This window comes from Proteus sp. CA142267 (genome assembly GCF_003336825.1).
GTDB classification, from domain to species: domain Bacteria; phylum Pseudomonadota; class Gammaproteobacteria; order Enterobacterales; family Enterobacteriaceae; genus Proteus; species Proteus terrae.
The window spans coordinates 22,475-43,819 of sequence record NZ_QPMG01000015.1; the positions used below are offsets into that span (position 1 = coordinate 22,475).

16 protein-coding genes are annotated in these 21,345 nt (G+C 39.7%); 9 read left to right on the forward strand and 7 right to left on the reverse strand.

Annotation, left to right across the window (positions count from 1 at the left end):
• Nucleotides 1–14: 14 nt before the first annotated feature.
• Nucleotides 15–869: a 4-hydroxybenzoate octaprenyltransferase gene (gene ubiA / locus C0T34_RS17410; protein ID WP_088494414.1), complete on the forward strand. Its 855-nt coding sequence runs from the start codon at nucleotides 15–17 to the stop codon at nucleotides 867–869.
• A gap of 103 nt (nucleotides 870–972) precedes the next feature.
• On the opposite strand, the gene plsB is transcribed toward ubiA, so the two are convergent.
• A complete protein-coding gene (gene plsB / locus C0T34_RS17415; RefSeq protein WP_109850568.1) occupies nucleotides 973–3,456 on the reverse strand; it encodes a glycerol-3-phosphate 1-O-acyltransferase PlsB in 2,484 nt (827 codons plus the stop codon).
• A 130-nt stretch (nucleotides 3,457–3,586) separates the two neighbouring features.
• Here plsB and C0T34_RS17420 point away from each other — a divergent pair, with 130 nt between their 5' ends.
• Together C0T34_RS17420 and lexA are read left to right on the forward strand one after the other, a co-directional pair.
• Nucleotides 3,587–3,958 (forward strand): diacylglycerol kinase, encoded by a 372-nt coding sequence (locus C0T34_RS17420; RefSeq protein ID WP_006536373.1) that lies wholly within the window; start codon nucleotides 3,587–3,589, stop codon nucleotides 3,956–3,958.
• A 127-nt stretch (nucleotides 3,959–4,085) separates the two neighbouring features.
• Nucleotides 4,086–4,697 (forward strand): transcriptional repressor LexA, encoded by a 612-nt coding sequence (gene lexA, locus C0T34_RS17425; protein ID WP_023583074.1) that lies wholly within the window; start codon nucleotides 4,086–4,088, stop codon nucleotides 4,695–4,697.
• A 204-nt stretch (nucleotides 4,698–4,901) separates the two neighbouring features.
• Here the strand turns inward: lexA and zur are convergent, their stop codons facing one another.
• Together zur and ssb1 are read right to left on the reverse strand one after the other, a co-directional pair.
• The gene (gene zur, locus C0T34_RS17430; RefSeq protein ID WP_088494416.1) at nucleotides 4,902–5,432 is read right to left on the reverse strand and encodes a zinc uptake transcriptional repressor Zur; all 531 of its coding nucleotides are present in this window, start codon (nucleotides 5,430–5,432) and stop codon (nucleotides 4,902–4,904) included.
• A gap of 203 nt (nucleotides 5,433–5,635) precedes the next feature.
• Entirely contained in the window at nucleotides 5,636–6,163 is a 528-nt protein-coding gene (gene ssb1, locus C0T34_RS17435) for a single-stranded DNA-binding protein SSB1 (protein WP_088494417.1), read from the reverse strand.
• A gap of 252 nt (nucleotides 6,164–6,415) precedes the next feature.
• On the opposite strand from ssb1, the gene uvrA reads away from it, so the two are divergent.
• The 3 genes from uvrA (at nucleotide 6,416) to C0T34_RS17450 (ending at nucleotide 12,664) form a co-directional block, all read left to right on the forward strand.
• Entirely contained in the window at nucleotides 6,416–9,250 is a 2,835-nt protein-coding gene (gene uvrA / locus C0T34_RS17440; protein WP_109850569.1) for an excinuclease ABC subunit UvrA, read from the forward strand.
• Between the two features lie 668 nt (nucleotides 9,251–9,918).
• Nucleotides 9,919–11,250, forward strand: a complete 1,332-nt coding sequence (locus C0T34_RS17445; protein ID WP_098941756.1) for an amino acid permease — start codon at nucleotides 9,919–9,921, stop codon at nucleotides 11,248–11,250.
• Between the two features lie 64 nt (nucleotides 11,251–11,314).
• A complete protein-coding gene (locus tag C0T34_RS17450) occupies nucleotides 11,315–12,664 on the forward strand; it encodes an L-serine ammonia-lyase, iron-sulfur-dependent, subunit alpha (RefSeq protein ID WP_098941757.1) in 1,350 nt (449 codons plus the stop codon).
• A 104-nt stretch (nucleotides 12,665–12,768) separates the two neighbouring features.
• On the opposite strand, the gene C0T34_RS17455 is transcribed toward C0T34_RS17450, so the two are convergent.
• From C0T34_RS17455 to dnaB, 3 genes are read right to left on the reverse strand one after another with little or no spacing between them, the layout of a single operon-like run.
• Entirely contained in the window at nucleotides 12,769–13,965 is a 1,197-nt protein-coding gene (locus tag C0T34_RS17455) for an amino acid aminotransferase (RefSeq protein ID WP_098941758.1), read from the reverse strand.
• A 53-nt stretch (nucleotides 13,966–14,018) separates the two neighbouring features.
• The gene (alr, locus tag C0T34_RS17460) at nucleotides 14,019–15,110 is read right to left on the reverse strand and encodes an alanine racemase (protein WP_098941759.1); all 1,092 of its coding nucleotides are present in this window, start codon (nucleotides 15,108–15,110) and stop codon (nucleotides 14,019–14,021) included.
• A gap of 40 nt (nucleotides 15,111–15,150) precedes the next feature.
• Nucleotides 15,151–16,560 (reverse strand): replicative DNA helicase, encoded by a 1,410-nt coding sequence (gene dnaB, locus C0T34_RS17465; protein ID WP_023583065.1) that lies wholly within the window; start codon nucleotides 16,558–16,560, stop codon nucleotides 15,151–15,153.
• Nucleotides 16,561–16,713: 153 nt separating this feature from the next.
• On the opposite strand from dnaB, the gene C0T34_RS17470 reads away from it, so the two are divergent.
• A complete protein-coding gene (locus tag C0T34_RS17470) occupies nucleotides 16,714–17,697 on the forward strand; it encodes a quinone oxidoreductase (protein ID WP_109850570.1) in 984 nt (327 codons plus the stop codon).
• A 67-nt stretch (nucleotides 17,698–17,764) separates the two neighbouring features.
• Here C0T34_RS17470 and dusA read toward each other — a convergent pair whose 3' ends face one another.
• A complete protein-coding gene (gene dusA, locus C0T34_RS17475; protein ID WP_109850571.1) occupies nucleotides 17,765–18,799 on the reverse strand; it encodes a tRNA dihydrouridine(20/20a) synthase DusA in 1,035 nt (344 codons plus the stop codon).
• Between the two features lie 169 nt (nucleotides 18,800–18,968).
• On the opposite strand from dusA, the gene cbrC reads away from it, so the two are divergent.
• Together cbrC and C0T34_RS17485 are read left to right on the forward strand one after the other, a co-directional pair.
• Entirely contained in the window at nucleotides 18,969–19,556 is a 588-nt protein-coding gene (gene cbrC / locus C0T34_RS17480; RefSeq protein WP_109850572.1) for a PF03691 family colicin E2 tolerance protein CbrC, read from the forward strand.
• A gap of 160 nt (nucleotides 19,557–19,716) precedes the next feature.
• Nucleotides 19,717–21,006: a S8 family peptidase gene (locus tag C0T34_RS17485; RefSeq protein ID WP_109850573.1), complete on the forward strand. Its 1,290-nt coding sequence runs from the start codon at nucleotides 19,717–19,719 to the stop codon at nucleotides 21,004–21,006.
• Nucleotides 21,007–21,345: the final 339 nt, after the last annotated feature.

The following is a 21,345-nucleotide window of genomic DNA, read 5'->3' on the forward strand; positions in this document are numbered from 1 at the left end:
AATTGGAGGGAAGTATGACGCAAAGTAAATGGCAAGCATATAGCCGTTTAATGCGTATAGATAAACCTATCGGAGCGCTATTATTACTTTGGCCAACTTATTGGGCTTTATGGATTGCTGCTAAAGGCTTTCCTGATTGGCATATTCTGATTGTCTTTACTATTGGCGTGTTCTCTATGCGTGCCGCTGGGTGTGTAATAAACGACTTTGCTGACCGAAAAATTGATGGCAGTGTTGAACGAACTAAAAATCGACCATTACCTAGTGGGGCTGTGACAGAAAAAGAGAGCAAAATTTTATTTATCGTATTGGTGCTCTTGTCCTTTGCATTAGTTCTAACACTTAATACCATGACTATTTGGCTCTCTGTTGCAGGGCTTGCGCTGGCATGGTTTTATCCTTTCGTTAAACGGTTTAGTAATCTACCTCAGCTTATTTTAGGTATGGCTTTTGGTTGGTCAATCCCTATGGGATTTGCTGCCGTTTCTGAAAGCTTGCCGTTAGTGTGTTGGCTATTATTCCTTGTCAATATTGTCTGGTCTGTTGTTTACGATACGCAATATGCAATGGTTGATCGTAATGATGATATAAAAATTGGGGTTAAATCTACTGCTATTCTATTTGGTCGTTATGACAAAATTATTATCGGTATTTTACAACTGGTGATGTTGGCATTATTAGTGGGTATCGGTATTTTGCTGAATCTGAAAGGTATCTACTACTGGTCGCTATTGTTAGTAACGGCGCTGTTTATTTATCAACAGAAGCTTATTGCAGAGCGTGAAAGAGCGCCGTGCTTCCAAGCTTTTATGAATAATAACTATGTTGGCTTTGTTTTATTTGCGGGTATTTTATTTAGTTATTTTTAAGATAAGTAAGCGCTGAAGTATTCTCTACTATTGAGTAGAAACAAAAAGGGATAAGCAATGAGCTTATCCCTTTTTCTATTTTGGTCATGGCACTATTTACTGATTACTCATCAGATTCAGACTCACTTTTTTCATCAGCAGCTTGTACTGAATTGTTATCTTCAGTGATCCCTACGCTTTCAATGGTTAAGCGAATTTCTGGTGACATTAATTTTGCAATCACTTGGTAAAGGGCAGATGCGTCTGCTTTTAGGATATCTTCATTATCATTGAGATAGCCTTCTTCACGTAGTGTTGAAACTAAGGTAGAGAATACCGCTTTATCAAAGAATTCAGGTGCGTTGATACCATGTAAGACAGAAAGACGTTGTGCCAAGATACGGCTCTCTTTTTCCAATAATGCACGGCTAATTTCAGGAGCAAAATTGAGTAAGGAAAGCGTAATCCCATAGCGTTGCAATGTTTCTCTGACGCTGGCGGCTAAAAGTTGTAATGGACGAATACGCGCTGGATTAATACGCAGTAAGCCATCACTATCACAACAAATCAGGCGCTGACGGCACAGTTCTGTAATCAAAGTATTAATGACTTCAGGGAGCTCTTCTTTCTCATAACGAATAAATAGTTCCGCTTTGATAAGAGGGAAGATTAGCTCAACTTGTTTCATTAAATCATCACGATGAATTTTTTCATGATGTAAGACGATGCTTGCAATTAATGATGGAGTGATCATTAAGTGGATGGTGTTGTTGCGGTAGTAAGTCATTAATACCGCACTTTCACGAGGGAGCACCACAATATCACCTAGGCTGTCTTTTTCGACTTGGAATTTATCTGATTGCAACGCGTGTTCTAATAAGGCTTCAGCATTTTTATCAGACACAATCATGTCTGTCGAATAAGGCACATTGCGTAATAATTGCAGATAACAATCGACTTGCTCTAATAGTTGCTCTCTAGTGAGAGCACGCTGACGTGATGCCAACAAGGCTGTTGAAACAAGGTTGATTGCATTAATAGACGCCGCATTATTGATATGAACCATAATATTATCGGCCAGTGTGCTTACTGTTGGGTTTAACCAACTTGGGCGTTGTGGCTCAATTGGGTCAATATCATCACGCCATTGTGGAACAGCCTGATTTAAGTATTGGACAACAGAAATCGGTTCACCAAAGTTCACATAGCCTTGACCAAGGTTACGTAATTTACGTAATCCTCTGACCATCTGCATAAAGCCTTCTTTCTCTTTTGTTGCGCCACGTAACTCTTTGGCATAGGTTGCCACTTCCATAACGTGTTCATATCCAATGTAAATTGGAACAACAGAGATAGGGCGTGTTTCACCGCGTAACATGGCTTGTACAGTCATTGAAAGTGTTCCTGTTTTAGGATCTAACAATCGACCGGTACGAGAACGTCCACCTTCAACGAAATATTCAATCGAGTAGCCACGTGTAAATAGCTCACCTAAATATTCGCGGAAAATGGTGGAGTAAAGCTTGTTACCTTTAAAGGTTCTTCGGATAAAGAAAGCCCCTAAACGGCGGAAAATAGGCCCTGCTGGCCAGAAATTGAGGTTAATACCTGCCGCAATATGTGGTGGTACTAAACCTTGGTGATAAAGCACATAAGAAAGTAGTAAGTAGTCCATGTGGCTACGGTGACAAGGAACATAAACGATTTCATGCCCATCTTGTGCGAGTTTACGTACTCGCTCGGCATTATAAACGTTGATACCTTGGTAGAGCTTATTCCATGTCCAACTTAATACGCGATCACTAATACGCACCGCTTCATATGAGAAATTAGCTGCAATTTCCTCCATGATATCTGTGGCATTTTTACGCGCTTTATCAAGTGAGATTTTCTTCGCTTTTGATTCATCTTCAATCGCTTTTTCAATGGCTTTCGATGAGAGCAATTTATTGAAGAGATCTTGGCGTGCTGGCAATTTTGGACCAACAGCCGCTAAACGCTGACGTGAAAAGTGGATACGCGCAACACGCGCAAGTTTTCGAGCTATACTGGTGTCAGTACCGTGTTCGTTCGCCATTTCACGCATTGAAACAGTGGGTGAAAAACGAACAAAGCTATCACGACCTAACCAGAGGATAGCGATAAATTTTTGGATACCGTTAAGCACACGTAAATGTGGAACGCCATTATGGCCTTCACGACCTGGAGAGCGTCCAAACATCACGGAAACCGGCAACATCTCGATATCAAGATGTGGGTTATTACGATGTGCATCAAGATAAGCGTGGAATGTCTTCACGGAATCTTTACGAGGATCGGGCGAGTAGTAACGGAATACTCTTGGGCCGTCATCAATAAAGACATATGCAGGAAGCTTAGTTCCACTGATTTCGATAGGTTGCAGCGGATCAGGCAATCCTAAAGAGAGACACTGCTGTCGTAATGTCAGTAAGTCCGCCTTTGAATGATAAGGCAGAACATAAAGGAAAGATCGCGACGTATCTAACCCTAATTCAGCGATAGGATCAGTCGGAACTCGTTTGCTTTTTACCAATAATTTTAGTGGTAAATTCAATGTGTTATAATATAGTTTACGCCAAGCTGACATAAATAGTTGTAGCCTCTTATTAGCAATACTTCGAAAGCATAACAGAAAGTCTTTCGTAGATCTGTGGTGCTGTGACAATATTAATAGAGAAAAGTGGCAAAATAATCGTTTGTTTTCGATAGAGTTTATTATGGCTAATCAAAATAAAGGTCTTACCCGAATCATCAAAGCCGGTGGCTATTCATACAAAGGCATTCGTGCCGCTTGGATTAATGAAGCCGCTTTTAGACAAGAAGCAATTGTGACCTTGGTTGCAATTATCCTTTCATTTTTCATCGATGTCAGTGGTCTAGAGCGCATTTTACTCATTGGTTCCGTTGTATTGGTTGTGATCTTGGAACTAGTAAATAGTGCAATAGAAGCCGTTGTCGATCGAATTGGATCTGAATACCACGAATTATCCGGACGTGCAAAAGATATGGGTTCTGCCGCCGTTCTGATCGCTATTATATTGGGATTATTTACTTGGGTAACCATTCTTTGGGGGCATTTCTTCGCATAAAGTTAAAAAATTCGATTTTTGTCGAAAAATAATCCAAAGATGCGTGTTTTATATTCATTTAAGGTTTCAAATCGTCATATACCTGTATATACTCACAGTCTGACTGTATAAACAAACAGGGGGCGGAATGAAAGCATTAACTGCAAGGCAGCAGCAGGTTTACGATTTGGTTCGTGATCACATTTCGCAAACGGGTATGCCACCAACACGGGCTGAAATAGCTTCCCAACTTGGGTTTCGCTCACCAAATGCGGCAGAAGAGCACTTAAAAGCTCTTGCTCGTAAAGGCGTGATAGAAATTGTCTCTGGTGCGTCCAGAGGTATCCGTTTGCTAATGGAAGAAGAGCCAGAAGGACTGCCATTAATTGGGCGAGTCGCTGCTGGTGAACCACTTTTAGCGCAAGAGCATATTGAAAGCCACTATCAAGTTGACCCAATGCTATTTAAACCAAGTGCAGATTTTTTATTGCGCGTTAATGGTATGTCAATGAAAGATATTGGCATTATGGATGGTGATTTACTTGCTGTGCATAAAACGCAAGATGTTCACAACGGGCAAGTTATTGTGGCTCGTATCGAAGATGAAGTGACAGTAAAGCGCTTTAAGAAAAGCGGTAATAAAATTGAACTTCATGCAGAAAACCCAGAATTTTCACCTATTATCGTCGATTTACGCGAACAAAGCTTTACTGTGGAAGGTTTAGCAGTAGGGGTTATTCGTAACGGCGAATGGCTGTAATTTGTACCAACGTAAGTCAATACAACTTATTTTATAAAGATGCAGATGATATGTAAGACCACAAAATCATCTGCATTTTTTTATTTCTAATTTGTATAAAAAAACACCATTTCACTACAAATGTAATTACAATATGATGTGTTTTAATTACGGAGGTGCTTATGACAACGATACAAGTCACCTGGCTTTTTGTATTTTATAAGCTCAACGAGGCTTATAGTCGCCGGTTTTTTTCTGCTTAAGGTTATCATCCATACTGTGATCATGATGGCAACCTTCAGGATGTGTACACTCTTGTGCTTCGTGGCACTGTGAACATAATCCATGAATTTCTATGACGCTATGTCGTAAATGAAATCCACTCTCTTTTGCTAGTAATGAAATTGCATCTTCAATTTTATGGCTATTCTTTTCAGTGACAGATAAACAACGGTCACAAATTAGCATTACTGACGTATGTTCAACATCATCAAAATGATGACAAAGTACATAACTGTTGGTGGATTCTATTTTATGGATAAATCCTTGCTCAAGTAAAAATTCTAACCCACGATAGACAGTAGGTGGTTTTGCTTGTGGCTCAACTTGGCGTAATAAATCCAATAAATCATATGCGCTGATAGCAGAAGGTTGCTGCATTATCAGACGTAATACTGCCAGACGTTGTGAAGTCAGGCGAACACCTCGTTTCTGGCAGATCTTTTCTGCCTGAGCGAGCAATTTCTCTTCATTCATGGGGATAAGATGCTCTCAGACGTTGTTAATGACACAGATCCTATCATATTTTTCAAGAGTAAACCTTTGTGTAAAGTGGGGTTTTGTGAAAATAACTGTGGTATTACGTCCTTTTTAAAAGTATCTGTTGTTAGAACAAAAAACCCAGCTTGAGCTGGGTTAATTTTTTAAGTGATTTTAGATAAATTGTTCTCAAGTAACTATCAGAACGGAATATCGTCATCAAAATCCATTGGTGGTTCATTGTTTGGCGCTGGTGCGGCAGCTGGTTGTTGTGCTGGGCGAGATTGTGCACCACCGCTAAATTGTTGTGATGCTTGTGGCTGTTGTGGTTGACCCCAACCGCCTTGACCACCTTGAGAAGGTGCGCCATCTTGGCCACCACGGCCGCCTAACATCTGCATTGAGCCACCAATGTTAACAACAACTTCAGTGCTATATCTGTCTTGACCACTTTGGTCTTGCCATTTACGTGTTTGTAACTGACCTTCGATATACACTTGTGAACCTTTACGCAGATATTCGCCCGCAATTTCCGCTAATTTGCCGAAAATTACCACACGGTGCCACTCGGTTTTTTCTTTCATTTCACCGGTTTGTTTATCGCGCCAGCTTTCTGATGTTGCCAGTGTTAGATTGGCAACTGCACCGCCACTTGGCATATAACGGATTTCTGGATCCTGCCCTAAATTACCGATAAGAATAACTTTGTTTACGCCTCTGCTCGCCATGTGAGGTACTCCTGCGAAAGTAAATTTTTTGAAATCATAAGCGAATAAGTTTATCACGTACGCTAAAATTTGAATATGACGTGTGATGAATTTCTCAATTGTGAACATTGTCGAAATTTTTCTGTCTCAAAATGACAGAGTTACATCACCATTCAATTTCACTATATATACTGTATATCCATTCAGTTAACTTTGTGTCATAATTATCCGATTCTTTCTTTTTCGGCGACTCTCTCAATCCGGGATATATTCATGGATAAAATCGAAGTACGGGGCGCTCGCACCCATAATCTAAAAAATATCAACTTGATCATTCCTCGCGATAAACTGATTGTTATTACGGGGCTTTCTGGCTCAGGTAAATCTTCTTTAGCCTTTGATACGCTTTATGCAGAAGGGCAACGACGCTATGTGGAATCGCTTTCTGCTTATGCTCGTCAGTTTCTTTCGTTGATGGAAAAACCTGATGTTGACCATATTGAAGGTTTATCCCCCGCTATTTCGATTGAGCAGAAATCTACGTCGCACAACCCACGTTCGACAGTGGGAACGATTACAGAAATTCACGACTACCTACGTCTCTTATTTGCACGTGTTGGTGAGCCTCGTTGTCCTGATCACGATATTCCGCTCGCCGCTCAGACGGTCAGCCAAATGGTTGATAATGTACTTGAACAACCTGAAGGCAAGCGCCTAATGCTTTTAGCGCCTGTGGTGAAAGAGCGTAAAGGCGAGCATATTAAGTTACTTAATAATCTTGCCACTCAAGGTTATATTCGTGCTCGTATTGATGGTGAGGTGTGTGATCTCTCCGATCCACCAACATTAGAGTTACAGAAGAAACATACCATTGAAGTGGTTATTGACCGCTTTAAGGTTCGAGACGATCTGGCTCAACGTTTAGCTGAATCTTTTGAAACCGCATTAGAGCTTTCTGGTGGTACCGCTGTTATCTCTGATATGGACGGTAGCAATGCAGACGATATTGTTTTTTCTGCAAACTTTGCTTGTCCTGTTTGTGGTTACAGCATGAGCGAACTAGAGCCTCGTTTATTCTCCTTTAATAACCCTGCTGGTGCTTGTCCAACGTGTGATGGCTTAGGTGTTCAGCAATTCTTTGATCCTGAATTAGTGATCCAAAATAGAGAGATCTCTCTTGCTGGTGGCGCAATTAAAGGGTGGGATCGCCGTAACTTTTACTATTTCCAGATGCTTCGCTCATTGGGTGAACACTATCATTTTGATGTTGAAGCGCCATTTGATTCGTTACCAGATAATATCCAGAAAGTCATTTTAACGGGTTCAGGCAAAGAGAATATTGAATTTAAATACACAAACGATCGTGGCGATGTTGTTGTTCGTCATCATCCTTTTGAAGGTGTATTAAATAATATGGAACGCCGTTACCGTGAGACAGAATCTAGTGCGGTACGTGAAGAGCTTTCTAAATATATTAGTAATCGCTCATGTGCCTCTTGTGGTGGTACACGTTTACGCCGAGAAGCACGTCATGTGTATGTTGAAAATACAACATTGCCAGAAATAGCCGATTACAGCATTGGTCATGCAATGACCTTTTTCCAAAATCTAAAATTGAGCGGTCAACGCGCGAAGATTGCAGAAAAAGTCTTAAAAGAGATTAGTGACCGACTAAAATTCTTGGTAAATGTGGGATTAAATTACCTCACACTTTCTCGCTCAGCTGAAACATTATCAGGTGGTGAAGCACAACGTATTCGTTTAGCAAGCCAGATTGGTGCGGGATTAGTTGGCGTTATGTATGTGTTGGATGAGCCTTCAATTGGTTTACATCAACGAGATAACGATCGCTTACTTGAAACGCTGATCCATTTACGTAATTTGGGTAACACAGTGATCGTCGTTGAGCATGACGAAGATGCTATCCGTGCCGCTGATCATGTTATTGATATTGGACCTGGTGCGGGTGTTCATGGTGGTGAAGTTGTCGCTCAAGGAACTCTTGAAGATATCATTAATAACCCGAATTCATTAACGGGGAAATTCTTAAGTGGTGAGCGCCGTATCGCAATTCCAGGGCAACGTGTACCAGTTGATCGTGAAAAAATGCTGACTATTCTTGGCGCAAAAGGTAATAACTTAAAAAATGTCAATCTGAAATTACCAGTAGGTTTATTTACCTGCATTACAGGCGTTTCAGGATCAGGTAAATCAACACTTATTAATGATACGTTATTCCCTATTGCCCAACGCCAATTAAATGGGGCTACAAATAGTGTACCTGCGCCTTATTTAGATGTTGAAGGGCTAGAGTATTTCGATAAAGTTATTGATATTAACCAAAGCCCAATAGGTCGTACTCCTCGTTCAAACCCTGCAACTTATACAGGTGTCTTTACACCTATTCGTGAGTTATTTGCGGGTGTACCTGAATCTCGTACTCGTGGTTATACGCCGGGTCGTTTTAGTTTCAACGTTAAAGGTGGTCGTTGTGAAGCTTGCCAAGGCGACGGCGTCTTAAAAGTTGAAATGCATTTCTTACCTGATGTGTATGTACCTTGTGATCAATGTAAAGGTCAGCGTTATAACCGTGAAACCCTTGAAGTTAAATACAAAGGAAAAAATATTCACGAAGCGTTGGATATGACCATTGAAGAGGCGAGAGAATTCTTTGATGCAGTGCCTGCATTGGCTCGTAAACTACAAACATTGATTGATGTTGGTCTTTCTTATATTCGTTTAGGGCAATCAGCAACGACTTTATCGGGCGGTGAAGCGCAGCGGGTTAAGTTAGCAAAAGAGTTGTCAAAGCGAGGTACGGGACAGACTCTCTATATTCTCGATGAGCCGACAACAGGGCTTCACTTTGCTGATATTGAATTGTTGCTTGAAGTTCTTCACCAGTTACGTGACCAAGGTAATACCATTGTTGTTATTGAGCACAATCTTGATGTGATCAAAACCGCAGACTGGATTGTAGATCTTGGCCCTGAAGGCGGAAGTGGTGGCGGTCAAATTTTAGTGTCAGGCACACCAGAGCAAGTTGCAGAGTTTGAAGGCTCACATACTGCAAGATTCTTAAAACCAATCTTAGAGCGCGGTTATTAAGATCACACCACTTATTACCTTATGATCTAAGCGCTACGAACAATAAACCCTTTACTGTTTGTAGCGCACTTTCTTCAAGAAAAGTAAATCCATGGAATATGATAGAATTTAATTCTATCGAAAAAAGTATTCTCTTTGGGTTATACACTTCCTTATCTATTTTTATCTTATTAACCGCCTATTTTTATAAAAAACAGATTAAATGGTTAATTATGCTGTTTTGTAACATAATTTTAACTAAATACGAGATAACAAAGCTAAATAGAAAGGATTATCATAGTATATCGTGATAGACAGCACAGTTTATTTGGTGATTTGTTTCAATTGTTATACTTGACTATTATTGTATAACAATAGTTGTTTTTTATTATTAATCAATTGGTTGTGTGTTTTTAAGGGTTGCAATAGAGGGAAGGTTATTATTTACTGTGCTCTTTGAACAGATAATCCTACTTTTCTCCTTACGATAGAATTTTTTTCCAAATCATTTCGGGCTATTACGATTTATAACAACTTTTTTCTCCGTAATATTCCCTATCATTTACCCATAATAAATAATACCTGCAAAGAGTAAGGCTATTTCGACATCGCAATGTTAGATAGACTTTTTTTACCCCCAAAAATTCGTTTTGCTATTAACAATTACAATATAAAAAGTGAGTACTAATATGGAAACGGCTTCCTCAAAAACAGAGACAACAAGCTATCCCGCAACTAGTGCTGGCGCTCGCCGCGCAGGTATGACTGAACAAGAATGGCGTGCAGCAATTAAATTCGACGGCAATGATGTGGGCTGGGTTATCATGAGTATCGGTATGGCTATCGGTGCAGGTATTGTGTTTTTACCTGTGCAGGTGGGTCTGATGGGATTATGGGTTTTCCTATTATCCTCGATCATTGGTTATCCTGCTATGTACCTTTTCCAACGTCTATTTATTAATACGTTGGCTGAATCTCCAGAGTGTAAAGACTACCCAAGTGTTATCACCGGTTATCTTGGTAAAAACTGGGGTATCTTATTAGGTGCGCTCTACTTTGTGATGTTAGTCATTTGGATGTTTGTTTACTCAACAGCAATCACCAATGACAGTGCTTCTTATTTACAAACATTTGGTGTTACTGAAGGTTTACTGTCAGAAAACCCATTCTATGGTTTGATCCTGATTTGTGCGTTAGTGGCTATCTCTTCTCGTGGTGAACAATTACTGTTTAAAGTATCAAGCTTCATGGTACTGACTAAACTGTTTGTTGTTGCAGCGTTGGGGATCTCTATGATTGGTATGTGGCATCTTTATAACGTAGGTGCATTACCACCGGCTGGACGTTTAATCAAAGAAGCAATCATTACATTACCGTTTACACTGACTTCAATTTTGTTTATCCAAACATTAAGTCCAATGGTTATCTCTTACCGTGGTCGTAATAAAAACCGTGAAGTTGCTCGTCACAAAGCATTACGTGCAATGAACATCGCGTTCGGTGTGTTGTTCTGTACTGTTTTCTTCTATGCAATCTCATTCACATTAGCAATGGGTCACGATGAAGCAGTTAAAGCGTATGAGCAAAATATCTCTGCATTAGCGATTGCTGCGAAATTCTTCCCTGGTGGTTGGGTAACAGTTGTAAGCGTAATGCTGAACATCTTCGCCGTAATGACTGCATTCTTTGGTGTCTACTTAGGTTTCCGTGAAGCGACACAAGGGATTGTGATGAACATCCTGCAACGTTATCTCCCAGCAGAGAAAATTAACCAAAAATGGGTGCAAAACGGCATCATGATTTTCGCTGTATTACTGGCATGGGGTGCAATCATTCTTAATGCGCCAGTACTGAGTTTCACTTCAATTTGTAGCCCAATCTTCGGTATGGTGGGTTGTCTTATCCCTGCATACTTAGTGTACAAAGTACCAATGTTACATAAATACAAAGGTGCATCACTTTACCTGATTATCTTTACCGGTTTACTGCTCGTTATCTCTCCGTTCTTGGCATTCTCATAGTCGCCAACTTCGGTTCTAGTTAGGAGTTGTTTTTAAAAACTAAATTAATCCAAGGTGTTAGATTATGAGCCAGAACAAAAATTCTCATTTATGGTCACAGTTTGTTCGTCAGTTACGTGAAGGTGTTAAGCCCGCAGTCGGTTGTACTGAGCCAATTTCATTAGCATTGGCAGCAGCGAAAGCAACTGCACTTTTAGGCGAGCCTGTTGTTCGTGTCGAAGCTTGGGTTTCACCAAACTTGATGAAAAACGGAATGGGCGTAACAGTGCCGGGAACGGGAATGGCTGGGCTACCTATTGCAGCAGCATTAGGTGCAACAGGAGGAGATCCTGATGCAGGACTGGAAGTCTTGTTAAAAGTATCCGCTGATGCAGTTGCTCAAGCTAAGACACTGGTCGCTGAAGGTAAAGTCATAGTAGGTGTAAAAGCACCTTGTGAAGATGTTCTTTACTCTGAAGCGAAAGTGTATAGCCAATCTGGTTATGCCATCGTTAGTATCGCAAGAGAGCATACACATGTTGTTCGCTGTGAATGTAACGGTAACGTTGTTTTTGAGGAAGATAAATCAGCGCTTACCAATAATTGTGAAGGTACTGATGAAAAACCTTTTACTGATGTTTGTGCTGAAGATATCTATAACTTTGCACTTAATGTGCCAGTGAGCGAAATTGAGTTTATGCTCAATGCCGCTCGTTTAAATGGCGCTTTATCGGAAGAGGGGCTACAAAATACCTATGGATTAGCCATTGGTCGTACCTTAATTCTGCAACAAGAGAAAGGTTTGTTAGGTAAAGACTTACTTAATGAAATCATGATCAGAGCATCAGCCGCATCTGATGCTCGCATGGGGGGAGCAGTATTACCCGCAATGAGTAATTCAGGCTCAGGCAATCAGGGAATTGCTGCAACATTGCCTGTGATGGTTGTTGCTGAATTTATCAAAGCAGATGATGAAACCTTACTGCGTGCGTTGGTTTTATCTCACTTAATGGCAATTTATGTTCATAGCCATTTCCCACCCCTTTCCGCTCTTTGTGCTGCAACAACCGCTTCAATGGGAGCAGCTGCAGGAATGGCATGGTTACTCACAAAAGATTTCACCACTGTCAGTATGTCTATTAACAGTATGATTGGTGATATCAGTGGCATTATCTGTGATGGCGCATCGAATAGCTGTGCAATGAAAGTATCAAGTAGTGCAGCGAGTGCTTATAAAGCCGTATTAATGGCGATGCAAAATCAAAGCGTTGCAGGTACTGATGGTATTGTCAGTGACGATGTCGATAGCTCAATAGCGAATCTCTGTGCATTAGCCAGTCGTGCAATGCAACATACAGATATTCAGATCATTGAGATTATGGAAGAAAAAGCGCGTCGTAATGCTGGGGAAAAGAAGCAAGTTGTCAATATATAAAAGGCGAAAACCTAAACCGACAGTGATGTTGTGATGCAGTAAAAAGAAATACCTGCTTATGAGAATAGGCAGGTATTTTTTATCATGAAATTACGTTGATTGGCTTAGATACTCACAGTAGCAAAGGCTTGGGCAATGCGTTGAACATTACCTGTATTAACACCTGCCATACAAACACGACCCGTACCGACAAGATAAATACCAAATTCGTCACGTAATCTATCAACTTGTGCTTGTGTAAAGCCGGTGTAGCTAAACATACCGCGTTGAGTTAATAGATGATCAAAATTCTTTTCAGGTAGAGCAACTTTTAAAGCTTCGACTAAAGTCACGCGCATTTCTTTAATACGGTCACGCATATGCGCGACTTCTTTTTGCCATTGTGCAGTTAAAACTTGGTCTGATAGCACTTTATTGACAATTTGCGCGCCATAGTTTGCAGGGCTTGAATAGATACGGCGTACACCCGCCTTTAGCTGACCTAATACGTGTTCGCATTCAGTGGCATTATCACAAACAATGGATAATCCGCCTGCGCGTTCACCGTAGATCCCAAATATTTTTGAAAAAGAGTTACTGATAAGTATCGGTAATCCTGCTTTTGCCATAGTACGAATAGCATAAGCATCTTCATCTAAATTTTCGGCAAAGCCTTGATAAGCAATATCTAAGAATGGGATGGCTTGGCGAGCTTTCAATACTTCAGTGACTTGATCCCATTGATCTTTAGTTAGATCGGAGCCTGTTGGGTTATGGCAACAAGGGTGCATCAATACAATGCTTTTTTCAGGTAGTTTTTTAAAGCAATCTAACAGAGCTTCAAATTTTACGCCTTTAGTTTCAGGATCAAAGTAAGGGTAGTGATTCACTTTGAAGCCTGAGCCTGCAAAAATAGAACCATGATTATCCCAAGTTGGATCACTTATCCACACTTCTGAACCTGGGAAATAACGATGCAGAAAATCAGCACCCACTTTTAATGCACCTGATCCACCTAATGTTTGGATCGTGGCAATTTTCTTTTCTGCAATTAGAGGATTATCTGCACCGAAAAGGAGATCTTGAATTTCGCTACGATAAGGCGCCAGCCCTTCCATTGGTAAATAAAGTGTTGCGGTGGGTGTCATGGCATTGAGTTGCTGACGTGCAACTGAAACTGTTCCTAAAATAGGGGTCTTGCCTTCTTCGTCATAATAAAGACCAATGCTTAAATTAATTTTATCCTGGCGTGGGTCTTTGTTATAAACATCCATCAATGAGAGAATCGGATCTCCCGGAAACGCTTCAACCTGTTGAAACACGGCTTCTTCTCCAATCACTTTTAGTGTGTCATAGGGATACAATATCGTGTGTATTATTGTTCGTCTAGGTATTCCATGATGACGCGAGAGGTTAATTTGGTAATCAACTCATAGGCGCTAATACCACTATATTTGGCAATTTCTTCTACCGGCAACACATCTCCCCATAAAATAGCTTCATCACCAACACTATCAATCAGTTCAGTCCCCAAATCGACGCTGATCATATCCATAGAAACGCGACCAACAATAGGCACTTTTCGACCATTTATCCACACAGGAGTACCTGAAGGTGCGCTGCGAGGATAGCCATCGCCGTAGCCAATTGCGATCACACCAAGATAAGTGTCTTTTTCACTTACCCATGTGCCACCATAACCAACAGGCTCACCAGCTTTATGTTTACGAACAGCAATCAGGCTTGTTTTTAGCGTCATTGCAGGGGTTAAGCCAAAGTCTTTGCCCGTTCTTTCATCACCAGTAGGAGAGATACCATAAGTGATAATACCGGGGCGAACCCACTGATAATGGACTTGAGGCCAAAATAAAATACCAGCAGAAGCTGCGATAGACTTATCACCGGCTTTATCTTGAATAAAATCTTGAAATAGCGAGATTTGTTTTTGTGTCGCCTCAGGAACATCGGGTTCATCAGCGCGACTAAAATGGCTCACAATATTGACAGGTTGTTGTACATTTTTGCAGGCGGAAAGACGTAAATAGAAGGCTTGTGCGTCTTCAGGACGTACTCCTAGGCGGTGCATACCCGTATCGATTTTCATCCATACTTTGACGGGTTCATCTAAGTCAGCCTGTTCTAATGCTTCTAATTGTTCTTGGCTATGAACAACGGTTTCAATGTGGTTGACGACTAAAATAGGCAGGTCAACGACATCAAAAAAGCCTTCTAACAGGAGAATGGGTTTTACAATACCCCCACTTCGTAAGGTTAATGCTTCACCAATACGTGCAACACCAAAACAATTAGCATTATCCATTAGGGTATATGCTGTTTCTAATAACCCATGACCATAAGCGTTTGCTTTCACGACAGCTATCAGGTGGCTATGTGGGGCATAGTCTCTCACATGCTGAAAATTGTGACGCAGAGCGCGGCGATCTATCACTGCGGTTGCCGCTTTCATATTATTCCAATACTTCCTTTAATTAAGTCAAGGTTAGTGATTATTCATCGTCGTAAGCGGGGCCAGCATAGTTATCAAAGCGTGACCATTGGCCGTTAAAGGTCAGTCTTACTGTACCAATTGGGCCGTTACGTTGTTTACCGATGATGATTTCTGCAACACCTTTTAAATCGCTACTTTCGTGGTAAACCTCGTCACGGTAAATAAACATGATAAGGTCAGCATCTTGCTCAATAGAGCCTGATTCACGTAAGTCGGAGTTAACAGGGCGTTTATCAGCACGTTGTTCCAAACTACGGTTTAACTGTGATAGTGCAACCACAGGAACTTGTAATTCTTTAGCTAACGCTTTTAAAGAACGAGAAATTTCAGCAATTTCTAGTGTTCTGTTTTCAGATAATGAAGGTACTCTCATTAGCTGCAAGTAGTCAATCATGATAAGGCTTAAACCGCCATGTTCACGATAAATTCGACGAGCACGAGAGCGTACTTCTGTTGGTGTTAAACCTGATGAGTCATCGATATACATATTGCGTTTTTCAAGCAAAATACCCATGGTGCTTGAAATACGTGCCCAATCCTCATCATCAAGCTGACCTGTACGAATTCTTGTCTGATCGACACGAGATAATGATGCCAACATACGCATCATGATTTGGTTGCCGGGCATCTCTAAGCTGAAGATAAGTACAGGTTTTTCTTCTGTCATTGCCGCATTTTCACATAAGTTCATGGCAAATGTAGTTTTACCCATAGAAGGGCGAGCCGCGACAATAATTAAATCTGACTTTTGTAACCCTGCAGTTTTTTTATCAAGATCTTGATAACCACTCGAAACCCCTGTGACACCATCATGAGGCTTTTGATAGAGCTGTTCTATTTTTTCAACAGTTTCTTCTAAAATTGCATCTATTGCTTTAGGACCTTCGTCTTTATTGGCTCGAGTTTCAGCGATTTGGAATACTCTAGATTCGGCAAAGTCGAGTAGATCTTCACTGGTGCGTCCCTGAGGATCAAAACCTGCATCTGCAATTTCGTTGGCAACTTTTATCATATCGCGAACAACCGCACGTTCTCGGACGATATCCGCATAAGCGTTAATGTTCGCCGCACTTGGCGTATTTTTTGAAAGCTCAGCTAAGTAAGCAAAACCCCCCACGCTGTCTAGTTCGGCGTTTTGTTCTAATGCTTCTGATAGCGTAATAAGATCGATAGGTTTACCTAATTCCAGCAAGCGTTGCATTTGCGAGAAAATAGTACGATGAGGTCGGCTATAAAAGTCTTCCGCGGTGACTCGTTCAGAAACATTATCCCAACGTTCATTATCTATCATCAGACCGCCTAACACGGACTGCTCTGCTTCCAGCGAATGGGGAGGTAGCTTTAATCCCTCCATTTGTCGGTCTTTGATATCAGACATCAGCTTGTCAGTGGTCTTATTTCTGGCCATAAATCCTGCATAAAAATCGAAAAAGTGTCAGTACGCTCTAGTATACGCTAACCCAATTATCTGTGCCTTGTAGAAATAGCTATCCTTTGTCATTATCACTAAAGGTCTTTAGAGCTTGCTTATTTAACCCCTCATCCTATAAAGGAGAAAATAATGGCTAAACGTATTCAATTTGCAACTCATGGTGATGCAGATGTTCTTGAGTTAGCAACATTTACACCTGCTCCTCTTGGCGATCATGAAGTTCAGGTTGCGAATAAGGCAATTGGTATTAACTATATTGATACTTATGTACGTAGTGGGTTATATCCTGTAAGCCAATTCCCTAGTGGGTTAGGCACTGAAGCTGCTGGCATTATTATCAAAACAGGCGCTAAAGTGACTTCACTAAAAGAAGGGGACAGAGTTGTGTATGCGCAATCTCCGCTAGGGGCTTATAGCGATACGCATAATGTACCAGAAAATAAAGTGGCACGTCTGCCTGATAATATCTCTTTTGAACAAGCCGCAGCCTCTTTTTTAAAAGGATTAACGGTTTATTATCTCTTCAATGAAACCTATAAATTACAAGCAGGTGAAACTTTCTTATTCCACGCAGCCGCTGGTGGCGTTGGTTTAATTGCAAGCCAATGGGCGAAAGCAATTGGTGCAAAAATGATTGGTACAGCAGGTAGTGATGAAAAGGTTGCTAAAGCAAAAGCCGCAGGCGCATGGGAAGTGATTAATTACCAGACTGAGTCGATTGTAGAGCGAGTCTTGGCGCTGACTAATAACCAAAAAGTACCTGTTGTTTATGACTCTGTTGGTAAAGCAACTTGGTTAGACTCATTAGACTGTTTACAACGTCGTGGCTTAATGGTGAGTTTTGGTAACGCATCAGGTGCAGTAACTGGCGTTGATTTAGGTATTCTCAATAAAAAAGGTTCTTTGTATGTCACGCGCCCATCTATTTCAGGTTATATCACAACGCGTGAAGAGCTAGATGCTGCAAGTGAAGCGTTATTTGCATTAATTGGTAGTGGTAAAATTGATGTAAGTGTACCTGATAATCAGAAATTTGCTTTAGCAGATGCGAAAGATGCACACCGTTATCTTGAAAGTAGACAATCTCAAGGATCAAGCTTACTTATTCCTTAATTATTATTTGTAAGATTTAAAACCTGTTTGAAATAAAGTAGACAGGTTTTAAATACTTATCTTTCAATTATTTTTCAGTGACAAATTTAAGAGCATTTTCTAAAACAGATAAGTCAGCACCTTGTTTATGGGCATTTTCACTTAAATGACGACGCCATTGTCTAGCACCTGGGATACCTTGGAAAATTCCTAACATATGACGAGTTACATGACCTAAATAAGTACCTTGTGAAAGCTCTTTTTCAATATAAGGATACATTGCTCTTACTGCCACGACGGAATCAGCAATAGGTAACTGATTATCAAAAAGTTCATGATCAACATGCGCTAGAATAGATGGGTTTTGATAAGCCTCACGACCAACCATAACACCATCCATATATTTTAAGTGTTCCTTCGCTTCTTCTAGTGACTTAATGCCACCATTAATCGCCATAGTGAGATGCGAGAAATCACGCTTTAACTGATAAACACGAGGATAATCTAAAGGTGGAACCTCACGATTCTCTTTTGGACTTAAACCCGATAACCATGCTTTACGTGCATGAATAATAAAGGTATCACAGTTATTATCACGACTAACTGTATCAATAAAATCACATAGAAATTCATAGCTATCTTGATCATCAATACCAATACGTGTTTTTACTGTGACAGGAATATCAACGACATCGCGCATCGCTTTCACACAATCAGCGACGAGTTGCGCATCTCCCATTAAACAAGCACCAAAGCGCCCATTTTGTACGCGATCTGAAGGACAACCCACATTTAAATTAATTTCATCATAGCCACGCTCTTGTGCCAATTTTGCACATTGCGCCAAAGCTTGGGGATCGCTTCCACCTAACTGTAAAGAGACCGGGTGTTCTTCTTCACTGTATTTTAGATAGTCACCTTTACCGTGAATAATGGCGCCTGTTGTAACCATTTCAGTATAAAGCAATGTATTTTTACTTAATTGACGAAAGAAATAGCGACAATGACGATCTGTCCAGTCTAGCATCGGTGCAACAGAGAAGCGGTTCAAACTATACTCTTTTGAATTGCTACTAACATTATGATTTTCTGTTGATTTATTGAGTTCTATATTCTCTAACATGTTGTAATTCTTTCGTCTATTTAGGCGGTGATTATCTCTAAATTGTTAAGGAGATAAAATGAGCGCGCATTATAGCATAGAGGATAGCTTACACATGCTGGATCTGATGCTAGGATGATTTTATAAAGCTGAAGATAAGTGATAATAAACTATAAAATAGGAAAACATAATGCCAACAGAAAAAAGAGCATTACCTTATTTCAAATATCATCCTGAACCGATAAAAACAGGTGCTTTTATCACAGATGATACCGTTATATGTGATTGTTGTGGAAAGGAAACTGATATTTATTACGAAGGGCCTTTTTTTAGTGTTGATGATATTGAAGCGCTTTGTCCTTGGTGTATCGCAGATGGCTCTGCCAGTGAGAAATTTGAAGGTGATTTTCAAGATCTCTCTTCTGTTGAAGGAACATTATCAACCTATGATAGTAACGGTGAATATTCAGGTTATCAGTCAGGTGTACCTAAAGAAAATCTTGAAGAGTTGATCCGTAGAACGCCGGGATATCAAGGATGGCAACAAGAACATTGGCTTACACATTGTGGCGATCTTTGTGCATTTGTTGGTTATGTTGGATGGGAAGATATTGCTGATAAATTAGATGAATTTGTTTCTTTGGCAGAAGATATTGGTGAGATAGGTATGAATATGGATGATTTACCTAATAACTTAACTAATGAAGGCCATTGCCAAGGTTATTTGTTTAAGTGTTGCTGTTGTGGAAAACTACGTCTACATATCGATTTTAGTTAAAAATATTACTCAATAAATATTAAGTCTATTTTTATAATATAGACTTAATATTTATTTTGTTAAAAACAACCTATTTATATTATCTCTATTAAAAATGGAAATAGTCACTGCTCAATGTTTTACGCTATAAAGCAAAAAAATAAAAAGAGGAGCATTGATTATGAATATTAAAAGAAAGATCCTTATAAAATTAAACAATCTTGATTGTGATAATAAAAAATTGTCACTTCCTACTTCCCATGAAATGCATCATTCCCTTTTCAATAATATACCCTTAGTTCCGGTAACATCATCTGTTCATCAATTACCACCAAAAAGTTATATTGATTCTATTTCAATAAACTTTAATGATCTAAATAAATATTATTATCTAAATTTACCGGAGAATAATCATTATCCTTTAGATGAAGTTATTAAAGCATTAAGACAACACCCTGACATTGAATATGTACAAACAGTGCCTATACAGCCTATTGAACCTCCTAATATTACGCCTGATTTTACTCAATATCAGCAATATTTAAATTCGCCAGAAAAAACAACGGCGAATATTAGTAAAATTAAAGGGCTTGGGATTTGTGAAGCATGGAAACAAGAAGCATACGGGCAAGGAGTACAAATCGCTGATATTGAATGGGATTTCAATCTTTCTCATCATGATTTATCAACGGATAACATTACATCATTATTACCTTTCAATGAAAAAACTAGTCAGGCAGATCATGGAACAGCTGTCGCTGGCTTAATTATGGGGAAAAATGATGGCAAAGGGATCACTGGACTCGCTTATAAATTAGATATGTTTTATGCCATCTCTGAATTAACTTGTGGACGTATCGATGCGATTATCGCGAGTAAACGCATACTACATGCTGGTGATATTGTTTTATACGAAATGCAAACAATCTGTGAGCATCAGGCTTATGTACCTGCGGATTATGAAATGCATATTTGGGAAGCAACTCGTGCTTTAACCGATGCTGGGATCATAGTGATTATGGCTGCAGGTAATGGAGGGGTAGATCTAGATTTACCTGTTTATGAAAGTTATCGACAACGTCATGATAATAATTCAATACGTGTTGGTGCCGGCTCACCTTATACATTAAATCGATTACCTTTCTCAACACACGGTTCACCTATTCATGTACAAGCATGGGGAGAGGATGTTGCAACTGCGGGTTATGGTGATCTATTTCGAAGTGATGATAACCATACTTATACGGCTAATTTTAGTGGTACATCGTCAGCCAGTGCTTTAGTTGCGGGAGCTGCCGCTGTGATCCAATCTTGGTATAAAGACCATACAAACAGTGTGTTAACGCCGATACAAATGCGTGACTTATTAATTAGAACAGGCACTTTTCCACTGTTAAATGGCAAAATTGGACCTTTACCCAATGTGAATAACGCAATTCTGTATTTAAAAAAACTAATAAAACGTCATTAAGTACAATAGTGTTAATTCCTTTAGCACCTCCTAAATATTAGGGGGTGTTATTTAAATTTCATCTATATGATATATAAAGTTTTTATCATCCTAATAAGATTGGGATCTAAAAATAAGCACAATTTAATCCACTTTTTGTGTAAATAATAATCATAAAATTGTGTTGCAAATAAACGTGATAATAAGTTTGTATAGGAAAATAAGGCGATTAGATAACTTCTGAGAGAAAATTTATTTAATCATAAACTTAAGTGATTTTTGTGATTTATATAAATTAATAGCATTTTGATTTTACTGTATTTTTAGCATAAACCCTAAAGAGCATAGTTTATGATGAAA